General features: G+C 40.2%; 21 protein-coding genes. 16 read left to right on the top strand and 5 right to left on the bottom strand.

Annotated features, from left to right (window positions below):
• From G563_RS0105685 to G563_RS0105660, 6 genes are all read left to right on the top strand, one after another.
• A complete protein-coding gene (locus G563_RS0105685; protein WP_229598447.1) occupies nt 1-1,755 on the top strand; it encodes a beta-helix domain-containing protein in 1,755 nt (584 codons plus the stop codon).
• Between the two features lie 45 nt (nt 1,756-1,800).
• Complete coding sequence (locus G563_RS0105680) at nt 1,801-2,388, top strand: hypothetical protein (RefSeq protein WP_028664461.1); 588 nt, start codon at nt 1,801-1,803, stop codon at nt 2,386-2,388.
• 123 nt (nt 2,389-2,511) lie between these two features.
• Nucleotides 2,512-3,576 carry a DUF3500 domain-containing protein gene (locus tag G563_RS0105675; RefSeq protein ID WP_063828384.1) on the top strand — a complete coding sequence of 355 codons (1,065 nt, stop codon included), beginning with the start codon at nt 2,512-2,514 and terminating at the stop codon, nt 3,574-3,576.
• A 140-nt stretch (nt 3,577-3,716) separates the two neighbouring features.
• A complete protein-coding gene (gene ribH, locus G563_RS0105670) occupies nt 3,717-4,196 on the top strand; it encodes a 6,7-dimethyl-8-ribityllumazine synthase (RefSeq protein WP_028664459.1) in 480 nt (159 codons plus the stop codon).
• A 5-nt stretch (nt 4,197-4,201) separates the two neighbouring features.
• A complete protein-coding gene (gene hisH / locus G563_RS0105665) occupies nt 4,202-4,789 on the top strand; it encodes an imidazole glycerol phosphate synthase subunit HisH (protein WP_028664458.1) in 588 nt (195 codons plus the stop codon).
• Nucleotides 4,790-4,794: 5 nt separating this feature from the next.
• Nucleotides 4,795-5,385, top strand: coding sequence for a class I SAM-dependent methyltransferase (locus G563_RS0105660; protein WP_229598446.1), 591 nt, complete (start codon nt 4,795-4,797; stop codon nt 5,383-5,385).
• A gap of 13 nt (nt 5,386-5,398) precedes the next feature.
• Here G563_RS0105660 and G563_RS0105655 read toward each other — a convergent pair whose 3' ends face one another.
• From G563_RS0105655 to G563_RS0105635, 5 genes are all read right to left on the bottom strand, one after another.
• Nucleotides 5,399-6,139: an outer membrane beta-barrel protein gene (locus G563_RS0105655; protein WP_028664456.1), complete on the bottom strand. Its 741-nt coding sequence runs from the start codon at nt 6,137-6,139 to the stop codon at nt 5,399-5,401.
• A gap of 163 nt (nt 6,140-6,302) precedes the next feature.
• Nucleotides 6,303-6,716, bottom strand: coding sequence for a hypothetical protein (locus tag G563_RS0105650; protein WP_028664455.1), 414 nt, complete (start codon nt 6,714-6,716; stop codon nt 6,303-6,305).
• Between the two features lie 43 nt (nt 6,717-6,759).
• Nucleotides 6,760-7,791 carry a thiamine-phosphate kinase gene (thiL, locus tag G563_RS0105645; protein WP_028664454.1) on the bottom strand — a complete coding sequence of 344 codons (1,032 nt, stop codon included), beginning with the start codon at nt 7,789-7,791 and terminating at the stop codon, nt 6,760-6,762.
• A 192-nt stretch (nt 7,792-7,983) separates the two neighbouring features.
• The gene (locus G563_RS0105640; protein ID WP_028664453.1) at nt 7,984-9,321 is read right to left on the bottom strand and encodes a tyrosine-type recombinase/integrase; all 1,338 of its coding nucleotides are present in this window, start codon (nt 9,319-9,321) and stop codon (nt 7,984-7,986) included.
• Nucleotides 9,322-9,327: 6 nt separating this feature from the next.
• Nucleotides 9,328-10,281 (bottom strand): helix-turn-helix domain-containing protein, encoded by a 954-nt coding sequence (locus G563_RS0105635; protein WP_028664452.1) that lies wholly within the window; start codon nt 10,279-10,281, stop codon nt 9,328-9,330.
• A gap of 103 nt (nt 10,282-10,384) precedes the next feature.
• On the opposite strand from G563_RS0105635, the gene G563_RS0105630 reads away from it, so the two are divergent.
• The 10 genes from G563_RS0105630 (at nt 10,385) to G563_RS0105580 (ending at nt 15,523) form a co-directional block, all read left to right on the top strand.
• Complete coding sequence (locus tag G563_RS0105630) at nt 10,385-10,654, top strand: hypothetical protein (RefSeq protein WP_028664451.1); 270 nt, start codon at nt 10,385-10,387, stop codon at nt 10,652-10,654.
• Nucleotides 10,630-10,989, top strand: coding sequence for a hypothetical protein (locus G563_RS0105625; protein ID WP_157585106.1), 360 nt, complete (start codon nt 10,630-10,632; stop codon nt 10,987-10,989). Before G563_RS0105630 ends, G563_RS0105625 begins: the two co-directional genes overlap by 25 nt.
• Nucleotides 10,990-11,281: 292 nt before the next feature.
• Nucleotides 11,282-12,196, top strand: coding sequence for a PD-(D/E)XK nuclease family protein (locus G563_RS0105615; protein ID WP_028664448.1), 915 nt, complete (start codon nt 11,282-11,284; stop codon nt 12,194-12,196).
• Between the two features lie 138 nt (nt 12,197-12,334).
• Nucleotides 12,335-13,156, top strand: coding sequence for a DNA methyltransferase family protein (locus tag G563_RS0105610; RefSeq protein WP_028664447.1), 822 nt, complete (start codon nt 12,335-12,337; stop codon nt 13,154-13,156).
• Nucleotides 13,146-13,442 carry a hypothetical protein gene (locus G563_RS0105605; RefSeq protein WP_028664446.1) on the top strand — a complete coding sequence of 99 codons (297 nt, stop codon included), beginning with the start codon at nt 13,146-13,148 and terminating at the stop codon, nt 13,440-13,442. The genes G563_RS0105610 and G563_RS0105605 overlap by 11 nt, the downstream gene beginning before the upstream one ends.
• 2 nt (nt 13,443-13,444) lie before the next feature.
• Nucleotides 13,445-14,263 (top strand): recombination directionality factor, encoded by an 819-nt coding sequence (locus G563_RS0105600; RefSeq protein WP_028664445.1) that lies wholly within the window; start codon nt 13,445-13,447, stop codon nt 14,261-14,263.
• Nucleotides 14,264-14,319: 56 nt separating this feature from the next.
• Nucleotides 14,320-14,571 carry a hypothetical protein gene (locus tag G563_RS0105595; protein WP_157585104.1) on the top strand — a complete coding sequence of 84 codons (252 nt, stop codon included), beginning with the start codon at nt 14,320-14,322 and terminating at the stop codon, nt 14,569-14,571.
• Nucleotides 14,568-14,711 (top strand): hypothetical protein, encoded by a 144-nt coding sequence (locus G563_RS37910; RefSeq protein WP_157585102.1) that lies wholly within the window; start codon nt 14,568-14,570, stop codon nt 14,709-14,711. The genes G563_RS0105595 and G563_RS37910 overlap by 4 nt, the downstream gene beginning before the upstream one ends.
• A complete protein-coding gene (locus tag G563_RS0105585; protein ID WP_028664443.1) occupies nt 14,708-14,971 on the top strand; it encodes a hypothetical protein in 264 nt (87 codons plus the stop codon). Before G563_RS37910 ends, G563_RS0105585 begins: the two co-directional genes overlap by 4 nt.
• 90 nt (nt 14,972-15,061) lie before the next feature.
• Nucleotides 15,062-15,523 carry a hypothetical protein gene (locus G563_RS0105580; protein WP_028664442.1) on the top strand — a complete coding sequence of 154 codons (462 nt, stop codon included), beginning with the start codon at nt 15,062-15,064 and terminating at the stop codon, nt 15,521-15,523.
• The last annotated feature ends 132 nt before the right edge of the window (nt 15,524-15,655 follow it).

The raw sequence follows: 15,655 nt of genomic DNA, 5'->3' as shown, positions 1-15,655 counted from the left end.
ATGTTACGAACGATAGCGCTTTTGCTGTCAACGGCAATGATTTTCAATGCCTGTAAAGAGGAGGAAGAGGTTTTTCCTGCACCTACCATCACGGCCGGTACTGCCGCAAACGGTAAAGCAGGTGATGTCGTAAAAATTACGGCCTCCATCAATGCACCCGGGGGTTTAAAGACGTTGACCGTTTTGAAGAATGGCCAGACATTTGAAAGTAAGGCTTTTACCGGCGAAACAATTACTTCTTATACAAAAGATTACACGGTCGAAAGTTTGCCAGTAGGAGCAACGGTTGTGTTCACATTTCAGGCAACTGATAACAAAGACCAGGCTTCTACTATTGCTACGCAAATCATCACAGTATCTGCTGTTCCGAGCAAGCCTATTGTGGATGTAAGTGGCACACTTGAAGGTAATATTTCTTGGACCAAAGGCAATATCTATCGGTTAAAAGGTTTTGTGCGAGTAGGCGAGGATGCTAAAATCGACGGAACTCCTACCAAAACCGGTACATTGACCATTGAAGCAGGAACGGTTATTATCGGTGAGCGTGCTTCAAAAGCTACGTTGATTGTTCAGCGCGGTAGCAAAATCATTGCTAACGGTACCGCAGATGCTCCAATCGTATTTACTTCTGAGCGTGCAGTAGGTGAGCGCGAAGCGGGTGACTGGGGTGGTTTGGTAATCTGCGGTAGAGGAATCAACAACCTTACTACGGGTGGTGTAAAAGGAGTAGCTGAATTGGAAGGCCAATATGGCGCATTCCACGGGGGTACTGACAATGCCGACAACTCTGGCTCTTTGAAATATGTACGGGTTGAATACGCAGGTATTCCTATTAACCCAAATCAAGAAGTAAACTCGTTCACTTTCGGTTCGGTAGGAAGTGGTACTACAATGGAATACCTACAAGCTTCTTACGGCGGCGACGACTCTTTTGAGTGGTTTGGTGGAGCCGTAAATGGTAAATATTTAATCGCTTATCGCGGTATCGATGATGACTTTGACATAGATAATGGCTTTAGTGGAAACCTGCAATACGGAATTGGCGTACGCGGTGCTTCAATTGCTGACCAGTCAGGTTCCAATGGTTTTGAAATTGACAATGATGGCAGCGGTACTGCCAATACACCGGTAACATCGGCTACTTTGTCAAACTTCTCTTTGATTGGCCCTAAACAAGATAATACAAGTGCCATCAGCGTTCAATTTCAGAACGGTATGCACTTACGCCGCAATGCACAAGTCAAAATTTACAACACATTTGTAACAGGTTATCCCAACGGAATCTTTATTGACCCAAGTGGAGCCGTTTCTACTTTACAAAATGCAGCCGATGGCAAATTGGTATTAAATCAAACAATTGTATCGGGTGTAAAAAGCTGGGGTTCTAACAGCTTTGGAGCAGGTGCAGGTAACCCTAACGGTTTTGCAGTGCGTGATGTAAATACAGCCTCTACTCCAGTAGCTTTGGCCAACATAGGTACTCAAAAACCATCCGAATGGTTTGCGGCTCAACCCGGTAACAAAATCATTGATGACTGGACGCTTACAGGAATCAGCAACACTTTGTTTGCAGCGGGTCGTCCTACATTTACAGTAGGTACTTCTGCTACTGAAACCTTAACCAAAGGTGGTAAAGCACCTGCGGGTTCATTCTTTACAGCAACTGATTTCATCGGTGCTTTTAAAGACAGTGATTGGACTGCTAATTGGGCCAACTTCAACCCCGGTACTACCGACTACTCTAAAGCCCAATAATTATTATCTTTCGGAGAGTCATTTAAAGTCTGACTCTCCGAAACTATGAAAACACAATTTTCAACCACGTTCTTTCTTTTATTTATTGCTTTTGGGGTAACTGTTGGCTTTGTTAGCTGCAAAGACGGCGACCCATATGACGTAAGCACGTATTTTTCTGAAAATGAAAAAGATACGCTTCTGACCAACATCATAACGTATACGAGTCAATACGCCCGGGGAGCCACCAATGCAACCCGATTTGACCCAAAATTTCGGAAAGAGTACGTAAGCCGTTTGCCAAATTATCGGTTTGTCAACTATTTTGTAACACCTGACTCGACACATTACTTTTTCATCAATCGCCCAGTAGGCAGCGGAGGCTTGTACCGACGGGGAGTGGGCGGGAAGTTTAAAATGGGGAAGAATTTAATGCCCGTGCAGTATGAAGAACTATGGTGTACGCCGCATTTTAAAAGTGACAGTTTGGTGCTGGAACGAGGAGGGTTTTTGTTTAAAGCAATGATTAAAGAAGGAAATATAGACAAGTACCTGACCATGAAGCATTATGTCGAATGGCCCGATTCAACTCTTGTCTATGATAAAAAAATAAAAGAATGGGTCGCAACCAAACCAATGTTGCCCCAACCTTAAGATTTCATATTGGTGTCAGATTGTCAAAAAAGCCGAGGGCAGCTGTCCTTGGTTTTTTTATTGGAGTAGATTTCTGGAATAAATTCATTTTCAGATTGTTATTCCTTAATCATCGCTTCTGTCATGAAAATCTATTCGGCCTACCGTTTTGTTTCTTTATGGTCTCTTTTCTTTGCCATCAGCAGCTTAAGTATTTCAAACGCCTTAGCTCAAAAAAATATCAGCACTGATATTCAAAAAGCTACTGAAGTGTTTTTACAAGGGCTTTCGGTAGAGCAGAGAAATGTAGCCAATCTGCCTTTCGATTCTGAATGGCGTTTTGATTGGCATTTTACGCCTCGGCAGCGTAAAGGGCTTCCCCTCAAACAGATGGACGCCTCCCAGCGCCAAGCAGCTATGCAAATCCTAAAAACGACCCTCAGTGATAAAGGATTAGCCAAAGTAGAAGCCATTATAGGATTAGAACAGGTATTACGCCAAGTAGAAAAACGCCCCGAAAATGACACCTATCGAGACCCCGAAAACTATGCTTTCCTTGTATTTGGAACTCCCGACTCCAAATTGCCTTGGGGCTGGCGCGTAGAAGGGCACCATCTTTCTTTACATTTTACTATCATAAACGGGAAAATTCAGTTCTTACCCAGCTTCTTTGGAAGCAATCCCGCCGTGGTGTTGCCGGGCTATGTACAAGAAGGAAAACAAATATTGAAAGAAGAAACCGAAAGCGCTTTTCGTTTATTAGCATCATTTGACGAGCAACAGCTCGCTCAGGTTATTATATCAGATAAAGCGCCTTACGAAATCATCACAAGCAATTCCCGAAAAGTAAATCTTCAAACAAGAGAAGGTTTGTCTTTTGAAAAAATGACCTCATCTCAACAAGCCATTTTTAAAGAATTGTTGAATGTTTATTTTAGCCGTTTTCATGTTACACTCAAAAATCAAGCCCTCCACCGCATCAGCCAAGCCAATCTCAACGAAGTATATTTTGCATGGATGGGAGACCAACGTCCCGAACGAGGACAAGGAAAGGGGTATTATTATCGTATCCACGGTCCTACATTTTTGATAGAATACGACAATACCCAAAACAACGCCAACCACGTACATTCGGTCATTCGTGATTTAACCGACGACTGGGGAGAGGATTTATTGAAAGCACACTACGAAGCCGCCCACAAAAAGTAAAATCTATCGAAGTACAAACTCCAATTTGATGATTTTAAAACTGATGAAATGATGAAAAAATAGAAACTTCGACGCAATACCCTAATTTTGTGCGAGACATTGTCTCTTGTTGTCAATTATTTTCTAAAATACTCATCGAAATGTCATCAGCCCACAAAAATTTAAGTGTCTTTTCCACCGACGGTTTGCCCGATATTAGCGGCAAGCGATTTGTGATTGTAGTAGCCGAATGGAACGCCGAAGTCACCGAAGCGCTTTATGAAGGAGCGCATAAAACCCTGCTTGCTTACGGTGCTCATCCCGACAATATCAAAAAGGTAAGCGTTCCGGGTAGCTTTGAGTTGAGTTTTGGCTCTCAAGTCTATGCCCAAAAAACCGAAGTGGATGCCGTGATTGCGATTGGGTGTGTGATACAAGGAGAAACCAAACACAACGATTACATTAATCATGCCGTAGCGCATGGCCTCACCGATGTAGCATTGAAATACAACAAGCCCGTGATTTTTGGCGTACTTACTCCCAATACCCTTCAGCAAGCACTCGACCGTGCAGGGGGGATTCATGGCAACAAAGGCGACGAAGCCGCTATGACTGCTATCAAAATGTTGGGCCTTCAATAAAAGCAATGAAAACAGTTATTATCAAATACAATGCGGGCAACGTGCAGTCGGTCATGTATGCCCTCGACCGCATCGGTGCTCAGTACGAATGGACCGATGACCCTGACACCATTCGGTCGGCCGATAAAGTGATTTTTCCGGGAGTAGGAGAAGCTAGCACTGCGATGGCTTACTTACGAGAGCGAGAGCTTGATAAGCTCATCCCTTCGCTTCGCCAACCCGTATTGGGGACTTGTGTAGGAATGCAACTTATGTGCCGCTATTCGGAAGAAAATGACACTACTTGCATGGGAATTTTCGATGTAGATGTGTTGCGTTTTCCGGCGGTAAAAGGCTTTAAAGTCCCCCAAACTGGTTGGAACGATATTTACGATTTAACAAATCCACTTTGTCAAAATCTTAACGAACACGACTACGTATATTACAATCATGGATATTATGCCCCTCTATGTGAGCAGACTGTAGCCAAAACAAATTATATTTTGGAATATTCGGCCATGCTTCAAAAAGATAATTTTTTTGCGGCTCAATTCCACTCCGAAATCAGCGGAAATGTAGGACAACGTATTTTTGAGAATTTTCTTCAACTATAATAAAGGTGGAAATTTTAGACAAACAATATTGGGACAACCGCTATCTCAATCAGCAAACAGGCTGGGATATAGGCTATGTGTCTACTCCACTGAAGCAATATTTTGATACCCTTACAGACAAACACATTTCTATCCTAATTCCAGGAGGAGGTAATAGCTACGAAGCTCAATATCTACTGGAATTGGGTTTTACAAGCGTAAAGGTGGTCGATATTTCGGAAGTAGTATGCCAAACACTTACCACAAAATACGCAGCCCAAGGACTAAACGTAGTTTGTCAGGACTTTTTTCAGCATGAAGGCCAATATGATTTGATTGTAGAACAAACCTTCTTTTGTGCTTTAGAGCCACAGCTTCGTTCGGCATATTGTCAAAAAATGCGGACTTTGTTAAAGACAAAAGGAGTATTAGCAGGTTTGCTTTTTAATCGTACTTTTGAAGGTGGCCCCCCTTTTGGTGGAACAAAAGAAGAATACCAGAAACTCTTTACCGAAGCAGGATTTGAAGTAATTTTTGACCTTCATCCCTCTTCCATTCCCGCAAGACGTGGTACTGAAGTGTTTTTTAGGGCTACTTATGCTTCTTTGATTGAATAGAGCTTGGTAAATATTATTTCACTTTAACAGGAATGTTGTAGCGGATTCCTACGCCAGCCGTAAAGCCCGAACCTTTTGATACAAATTCGGCATTTTGAGTTGGTTCTTGATTGTTTCTGATGGCGACTTTTACTTGAGCAATATTGACAAGACCCATCATCTGACGAGCATATACGCTGAGAGTCCAACGACGCGACATGGCCCAATTAAAACTTGCTGATACTTCCGCATTGATAGAATGTTGCCGTACCACATTAGCGGTACCATTATACACAAGTGAATCAGTCCAAGTATGTCTGTTGGTCGTAATGACTCCACTAAAAGGTTGCGCACCTAATGTACTGCTGGCCGAAACATACTGTAATCCTGCTCCAAGATGAGCGTCTAATTGGTCATGAAAAACCCTTACTCGCCACAAAGCACGAACCGGCAAAGCTACATATTGAAGCGAACTAGTACCGATAATACGGTCTTTTTGATAAAGATAAACAAGATTCAGGGGAAGTGAGTAGACACCGGTTTCAACAGATAAGTAGGGATTCAATACTCGACCTACTTTCACTCCATACATAGACATAATCCCCGACCCTCCGGCATTGTATGTACTGAGCTCTCCCGCAATCATACGCGTATGACTGCTAAATACCCCAGCATCTGCTCCTACATACCAGTTGCCGCGAAAAAGCCTCGCTTGACCATATCCCGACAGTGCAATCAAACATAACAATCCAACAATCACGTAGCAGTGTTTCATAGGAAAGGGAGGGTTAGAAATCTGAAACAGAAGCTAATGTACAAAAATATCAAATCCGTTTGACAAAAAAAGATGACTTGTTTAACAAACGGTATAAAAATCTCGTTTGAAGGGATAAATTATTGATTAAAAGCTTATTTTCTCTTCAAACGAGATAATAATATTAGAACCATCCAGCGCCTAAATTACGGAAAGGCCAAGGGATAGAAATCAAAATAAGAAGCAATGCTATTGAATAGTACGCAAATACCTTACCGTGGTTGAGTTTCTTGGCTTGTGAATGCCCAATAGTGATTAAAACAATCGCTACCAACATTCCTACCATATGCTCTACAGTATAAAACCGATAAAACTTATCGCTCATCATATCAAAACGTACCTTTACTCCAAAATCAAGCGCATATAGTATAAGGCCTATCAACAACTGTGTATGAGTGGCAATCATGGCAAAAAGATATACTTTTGAGTAAGGGGCATTGCGCTCTCCACGTTTGCTAAAAGCCACGAAGATAGCCGCAATCAAAAGGCCTAAAACCACATATCGAAGGCCAGAGTGTGCACGGACAAGAATTTCCATAGATTCGTCTTTTGTTTGGGTGTTTATGAGTTTGATTAGCGTGTTATTTGCTTAAATGTTGCCATCCCTGTGCCTGAATAGGGAAGCGTCCCCCTCCTTTTGTTATCAATTCTACTTGGTCGGGTTGGTTGGTCATGAACCCTACAAAGCTTATATGAGGGGAGTTTTTGATTTTTTCATAATCGCTTTGTTGAATCGTAAACAACAGTTCATAATCTTCACCGCCGTTGAGAGCACCCGTGAGTGGGCTAAGTTTAAACTCGTCGTTGGCAAGATAAGTCTCATCCGCAATCGGAAGATTTTCTTCAAAAACTTGCGCTCCTACGCCCGATTGAGTACACAAATGAAGTATCTCTGAGGCAAGCCCATCTGAAATATCAATCATAGAAGTAGGTATCACGCCCGCATCTTGCAGCTCATATACAATGTCGGTGCGGGCTTCTGGTTTGAGTTGCCGACCTACTACATACGATTTATCTTCAAGCTGAGGCTGCATGTTAGGGTTTTCCAAAAACTCCCTTTTTTCACGTTCGAGTAATTGCAAACCTACATAAGCGGCGCCCAAATCTCCCGTGACACAAATAATGTCGTTGGGTTTAGCGCCATTACGATAAGCTATTTTTGATTTTTCAACAACGCCAAGAGCTGTTACCGAAATCACTAATCCTGAGCGAGAAGCAGTAGTATCGCCTCCTACCAAATCCACCTTATAGGCTTCGCAAGCTGCTTGGATACCCGCATATAGCTCATCGATTGCCTCGACCGAAAACCGATTGCTGAGTCCTACGCTCACTGTCACTTGCCGAGGGATACCATTCATGGCCGCAATGTCGGATACATTGACCGCGATGGCTTTATAGCCTAAATGCTTGAGTGGGGCATAGCTAAGGTCAAAATGCACCCCTTCTACCAACATATCGGTAGATACTAGCAAGTATTCGTCTGTGCCAGTATCAATGACGGCGGCGTCGTCACCAATGCCCTTGATAGTCTGCGAAAGTTGAGGGGTAAATTGCTGATTTATACGGCTAATCAGCCCAAATTCACCTATAGTAGATAGTTCTGTTCGAGTCATTTTAAGAAAGATGTCAGATACCTGACATTTGTTGTAAAGTAATAGTTGAAAATTTGCATTACAAGTTATCTTAACTAAATAACACGAAAACAAGTTTTCTGAAATACTGCATTTTAACTACCCTTTTAAAATCCAAAGCAACAAAAAAGAAACAATACTTTTGTCAAGTTTCATTTATTTTTCAAGTAAATTTTAAGTAGCTTTCTTTTGTTTGTAGTCCTCATAGACACTTTTAGCTTGATCTGTTTCAACGTGGTCATGGATATACTTTTGAGTGGTTACAACAGAAGCATGAGCCATTGCTTGCTGTACAGCCCTCAAGTCTTTGGTCTTTTCATAAAGATGTGTTGCTAAAGAATGCCTAGATGTGTGCATAGTCAAACCACCACTAAAGCCTAATTTTTCGCAAAGCTTCCTAAAATTCACATTTAAATAATTATCTACATAAGCCAGCCTTGTATTTACGGCCCTTTCGCTTCTTGGTTCGCGTGATTTTGTTACAGCATTTTCGTCTGGTATGTCGTAAATAAATGGCAAAAAATACCCTTGTGGTGTATATTGCTCAGAATCTAAAACACACCCTTCTAAATAATACTCTATGATTGGATTTGCTACGACGGGAATAGGTAGCGGACGGAACTTATTATTTTTCCCCATCGAGTATTCAACTCTATAAATCTTCTCTCCCGTCTTCAAATCAAAGGTTGTTATAATATTTTCCCGCTTCATTTTGAGCATATCACCCACCCGGATACCCTGAAAGAAATACAAAAGCAAATATACATTTCTAGCATGGTACTCTGCCAGTTCAACCTCTTCTTTTGCAATTTCAATCAACTTCTGTATATGCCACGGATACAAACTATTTTTTTCTTTTGTAGAAGTATCAACAGTGTGCTTAAAAAAGAAGAATGGGGTTTGTTTAGGTATTATCTCATTATCTTTGTGATAACTGTTATAAACAGCTTTTAGGATTGAGAAATAATTTTTTATAGAACTTCCAGTTAATCCTTTTTTTTCAAATAAAAACCTTTCAAACTCCTTTAAAAAAGAGTGCGTTAGCGCCCCCACAGGCAAAGTTTTACCATCACCATAAAAATCCTTTAAATGAGTTATGAGTGCCGAATATTGGTTTTGACGAGAAAAAGACTTTTGTTTTGGCTGCACATCCTTCAAGTAAGCCATCAGGTCGGCCGGGTCTCCCTTTTCTATGTACTCTTTGATTTGAGCATTCGTTAAAGTGTCTATCCTATCGGAATCCCTTAAGAACTTAACAACATCCAGTGCGTGATCATAAATAGACGAAAGTGCTATATTATATCTGGATGCCAACTCTGTTCTACGTATCCAATTTTGAGCGTCGCGGGTCCCGTCTAGATTAAAGCTTTGCTTTTTTACATAAATACCGGTACCAATGTAAGAAGGAGTCTTAGTGCCCGATTTAAAGATATAAAGCATAACCAAAAACAAGCCATCCGCCCCTGATTTGTTGTTAATAACAAATCTTAATTTTACGTTTGTAATTGCCATTTCTGACTATCTCAAGGGTTGGTCCACGATAGAAATAAGCTCAATAACAAAATCAATATCCTCACGCTTTATCGTCAGAGAGCCAGAGAAATTATTGTCTACACTCACAACTTCAAGCATATCATCAGTGCGTAAACGATTAGATACAACCCGCCTTACCAATACCCTGCCAATAGTACCAATCACAACAAATCTATCCAACATTCCATACTCAGACGGAGGTACCAAAAGACCCAACACCAAAGCACCCGGCAACAATACAGGCTGCATATTATCGCTTGAAGCTATCTCTAAAACCAAAGCCCTATTAACCTCCTCATTGGATAGTTTATTTCGCCGGACATAGAAGTAATTCTTTGAGTAAATATCCTCTATACCGACACTATTTAACAGATTATCTAAATATTCTTTTGACAACTTTCTTCTATCCGAAACTTGCACGATAGGCACACTAAATAAATCCATTTCGGGCTGATTAGAGGGCTTTAAAATTGTCTTAACCCCAAAAACAGCCTCTTCACTTACTCCGAGAGCCTTGGCGATCTTTTCTTTTACACCGGCCTGAAAGTTTACCGTTTGCACATAATAACTTACAGAAGTTTGGGCAATTCCCATTAGTCGCCCCAGCTCTCTGTACGATATCTTATGAGAGCGCAAATAGTTTTTAAGCTGCTCCCCTTCATGGATAGATTTTTTTTCAGCCTTTACCGGAGTGTGTAGTTCAGGCAAAACATCGCTTTCGCCACTCATATAAGAAACAGCCTCAGGTAGGTTTTTTCTTAATTGAGAGAAAAAATAAGGAGACGGTTCATGGTTGTAAATTTCAATTCTATTAATAGTACTTAATGATATTTTGATAATATCTACAAGTTGATTACGAGAGACGCCAAGCTCCCCTCTAATACTTTCTAAACGTTCGGCATAATTAACTTTTGTGTGGTCTTGAGTTGGGGTGTTCATTTTTTTGATAGTTTCTGAGCTTACGATGTTGGAAAACTGGCACAAATTACTATGTTTGCATAGTAATTTTCACAAAAAACTTAACTCAACTTAGTTAATGGTAATGAATAATCAAAACATAGATAGTCTCAAAAACTATCAAATACCACCTCATTGCGCCCAAACCGTCAAAGAATTAAGTTTTTCAGAGGTATCGCTTGAGGTTGGGGTCAACTACAGCACACTATCAAAAAAAGTGCAAACAGGGATAGCCAAACGCCAATTTTGGCGAGTTGTTGCAGATGCTTGTATCTGCATCTTAAACAAAAAAATAGCATCTTATCATCAGAAAATCAACGAGTTAGAACAATGGAAAACAACCCTAAACCCCTGATGGTGGTACCCTTTGATTTGTTTCAACAAACGGTTGAAGAGCTTAAGAAGGAGATTAAACAACTTAAAAGTGAGGTGTCTGTTCATAGCGAACTAATACCGGGATTATCTTGGCTCAATAGGCAGCAAGCAATGAAATTCTTAAACTGCTCTTCAACAAAATTATGGGAACTGGCAAAGAAAAATAAAATAGTCACTACAACTATTGGATCAAAAGTAATGTACAAAACCGATTCCATTAAAGGTTATTTACTATCTAATAGCACTGAAATTCAAGTTGTTAACTCAAGATTGAAAAATATTTTTTCAAATTTGCTTGACACTGATAGTGTCTGAAACTATCTTTGTACAAGTCAAACATCAAGAACAAGTCAAAATGAAAACTTTAGTATCTATTGGGATCGCTATGATCTCATACACCGCCGGGTGTACAACCCTAGCAATATCAACCCTATTGTTGGGTGGAATACTGTACCTCTTCTTTAAGCAAAAACCTCTCACAAAAAGACAGAGAGAAGATATTGATAGCTGGACGATTGTAATCCTGTCAGCTTCAATACTAATCTTTATTTGGGTATGTATCTATAAAATTTACTCAAAAAATCTCCTCTTCTAACTCTCTGTCACAATGCAACTATCAGAACTTATCAAAGACCTAGAGCAATGGGTTTTTGCAGATCAGACCGTACTATTAGTACAGCCAAAACTAGTACGACGGTACGACGGAGGTAGCGGGGACAGATACTACTACACAATCGACGAATCAGGGGTGAAGTTTTATCCTTCTACCACAACCTTTACGAAGAAGGTACTACCTACCTCACCCTATTTGGTGGCATGGTGGAAGAAGCACGGAGAGTACGCAGATGTACTAACTCAACAAGCAGCCGATTATGGTACACTTATGCACATTGCTTTTGCTGATTTCTTTCTAACTGGATTTGATTACGCAACATCACGCGAAAAGGTCAAAAGCTACGTCGAAGCCTTGGGGCATCCAAAAGATTTAATTGGCGAATGGCACCATAAACTAAATAAAGCAGTGGCTAGTCACGCCAAGTGGTGTAGTGATTTTAAGGTGGAGCCAGTGGCAATTGAAATGCAACTATGCTCTGACGAACTTGGTATTGCTGGCACTCTTGATTTAGTACATTATATGACAGACCACAAAGGAAGAAGAACACTCTGTCAAACAGACTACAAGTCTGGAAATATCTACAATAGTCACGCCCTGCAACTAAGCGTCAACAAGCTAATTTTTGAAGAGAACTTTCCCCATCTTGAAATAGAGGAGTTGTACAACTGGTCCCCGAAAGATTACAGAACCGCGCCAACTTGGGAATTTGTAAACCAAACCAAAAACCCATACACCCCCGAAATAATCGAGTGTTTCTTAAAAATCTACAGAGCCGAATACCCCGAAAACTTTGCCGAAAAGAAGATTCACGTTTTTGAGGGAACCGTCAAACCAAACTCCACACTAACAGACAATACAAAGCAAATTACCGTAACCGAATACCTAATTCAAACTCTTCAATCATGAAAAAATCAACCCTAAAACACCGAAAACCATTTCCTAAAGTCCTCTCAATACCTTCTGGATTTGGTTTGACCACAAGGCTTTGTAAGCGCCTAAAACAAAATCATATCATTGTTGAACAACCCTCAATATCACTTTCCAATGACTATCTCAGATGCGCTAATTGAAAGAGAAAACTATACCCCTCCATCGAATCCAACGGAGTTTCAGGAGGCCATTTTGTTTGCCGAAATAAGTGAAACCGGTACAATAATATTCAAGCCACTTGGTAGAAAACTGTACGTAAGTGTAAATACGGCGCTTGAAACAATAGGTTGCAAATGGGATCGAAAAAGCAAGTGCACCACAAGTAACCTCTCTCACGACGCGCTACTTACTGCCTTGAAGTCCATCATCAAAAACGAAGAAGAAAATCCAAGAAAAAAATATCAATTTTTTGAAACCCCCTCCAGTGTTGCCGATAGAATGATAGAACTTGCAGAGCTAAAACCCTATCATCGTGCTTTGGAGCCAAGTGCTGGCAGAGGTGCCATTATCAAGGCGGCACTAAAAAAAATACCAAGCATTCGATTTGACGCCATTGAGCTTTGGGACGTAAACGCCAATATCCTACAAAGCACACTAGGAGATAAACTCAAAACCATTGGGTGTTTGGATTTTTTAGAATGGGAGCCTGTCAATACTCTATACGATAGGATAGTCGCCAACCCCCCGTTCGCCAATAATCAAGATATAGATCACATAAAAAAGATGTATAGCCTCTTATCTCTCGGCGGTCGTCTAGTTTCTATCTCTTCTACTCACTGGACTTTTGCCAAAGAAAAAAAGTGTGAAGCGTTTCGCGAATGGCTTATTGATGTCGACGCCAATATCTATGACATAGAGGCTGACAGCTTCGAGTATACCAAAATTGCCACCAAATTAATTGTAATCGATAAAGTTAAATACACTGATGTATCCTAAAAGCACCGAACTTCCACCTCTCACCCAAATTATAAAAAAGGGCTCCACAATTCGAATTTACGTAGCTGATTGTATCTCAGCTGGTACCACGGCCTACACCGCCGGAATAGCAACAGGAGAGTTTGATACAGACGGAATACCATTTGTATTGCCATACGACCCCAAAAAAATGGTATACGATTTTTATCTACCTCAATCAAAAATAAAATTCAGTAAAACGGCCGATAAACCCAAAATCATAATCAGAAACTTTCCTAAAGCTGGATACAACTTAAATAACGTATAAACATGAACGGACGAATAAAAATAAACCAACCCCAAAAGGAAGATATTATTGAGCCACAAAAAAAACAAGCCCTGTCTAAAGCTGGCTCTATTAAAACAGGAACAAAAGCCATCAGTCAAAACGGCCACGAATACCCGGTAAGTACCGATCATTTTGTGGCGAGCTCCAAATTTAAGTTTGATGCTTTTGTTAGGGCAAAATATGGAGACAAGCCTACTGAGTTGCCCATATTATTTTACTCAGACGATTTTAACGATTGTTGTTCAGAGAGGCTTGAAATTAGAGACAAAGCTGGGCGATTGTTTGCCTTTGGAGATGGCGAAACCTTCGGGATATACTCAGAAAAGACAAAAGATTTTATTCGAATCACTACCGAGAAGCGCCCTAATATTATGGACGAAGTTCGCGCTCATCTGCACGAAAGCGCAACTAATGAACAGGCTAAAAATATAAAATGGGTCCAAGCCCTAACCCTTCGGTTTATTATTAAGGACATCCCAGTTATTGGCTACTGGGAGTTAACTACCAAAGGGCTAAAAACCAGTATACCCAACCTTAGAGACAGGTTTGATCAATGTTTAGAACTGTTTGGGACGGTGCGCTGGTTTCCTTTCTTGCTAACCGCAACAAAGGTGAAAAGCAACAAGCCGGGCGACTCCAGACAATACCCTATCATAGACCTAGTTCCGGCATTAAGCATCGAAACTGGACTGAAGATAGCAGCCCACATTCAAGAGTCTGGCAACTTCAATCAGGCGAAATTGGCGCTGATTGATTTGAATAATCTCAACAACGAAGGTAATAACAAACTACTGCTATGAGCATGCACGCTAACAACAATGATGCATTAATATCAATAGGGTTCAGGATCGACACAATGAAATTGTTACACGAGATTGCAGACTGCGGACTTCCGATTACCGCAGGAGTGCTAAAAACCCCTTTGAATGTTTTTAGGAATCTTCTGTCCAGGGTAGCACAAAGAGCTACCGAACTAAACGATCCAGAACTAAACATACTTATGCTATCTCTCAATCTATATGAGGTTTCTCCAACAGAAATCCAAAAAGCCATCGAAAGTCAGTTGGCTATCATAAATTCAAAACCTAAAAATTTAAAACAACAATGAGCAATCAAAAATCAATTCAGAAAATTGTCACAGAGAAGGTGCCAGATGGAAACACTCTTGATGAAAAAACCAGAAATTGGGGCAAACGAGCTTTTGATAAATTAATAAAAAAACAAAAAAAACGCGCAACAAAGAAATGACAGAATTGCAACTTTTCAAGTTCGTGCAAAACCACCAACTTGAATACAACTACATTGTATCTCCAGAAGGAGAGCAACAAGACAACGTAGTACTCTTTGTTGATTTTCTCGCACTACAAGACTTTACAAAACTGCTTGGCAATTATCTACAAGATTACGATCAAGAAATTACATTGAAAGAGGATTATATTGCAGTAGACATGCGATACATATGCGATTATTTTAATATTAGCCTCACAGAGGTATTTGAAAGAAAGTAAACGCCACTTCTTTTGCTATTTGCTAAGATTCATTTCTTAACTCAAACAATCATCGTTATTTTTAAGCCCCATACTTAAACCATAATAACGATGATTGCAAAAACTCTCTTTCTAGCACTGGCATGTTTCACCTTGTCAATTTTGGAAACTTTTGGCCAGAACGAAGCCAAAGAAGAAGAAACAGGTCTTTTTGTATTTGACTATGAAAAGGTAAATGAACCCTTTTACAATTGTGAACTTTTTGTATGTACCACAAACGGGGGCGCGAAAAGCTTGGCTGTTGAAATTAGAGGCATATTTGTTTATTACCCAAAAGAGAAGGTAAAAGAGTGGATTAGTGGAATACAGGCCGTTATTGACTCAAAAACAGGTAAAACAAAAAATGGAAAACGGACATCATTATTTATTCTCTCAGACGGCAATTCAAGTATTTATTTTAATGAAAAAGGAGAGTGTCTTATAAAGTTTGGCCCTACCGATAGGGCAATAATCACCCAAGATTCGGCAAAAAAGATAATGGAAGGATTTAAAATAGCCTACGAAAAGCTTTAGACTCAATACAACAATTAGAGATAAGCTTTTGAACAAACCTATTTTCTTATTTAATTTGATAGTTTTAGAAACTATCAAACAAAGCCTTCTCAATCAAACTACATAACATTACATTTTATTGAATAATTGGCG

The sequence above is a fragment of the Runella zeae DSM 19591 genome (assembly GCF_000423565.1).
Lineage (GTDB): Bacteria > Bacteroidota > Bacteroidia > Cytophagales > Spirosomataceae > Runella > Runella zeae.
This window is presented reverse-complemented; position numbering and strand designations above follow the sequence as displayed.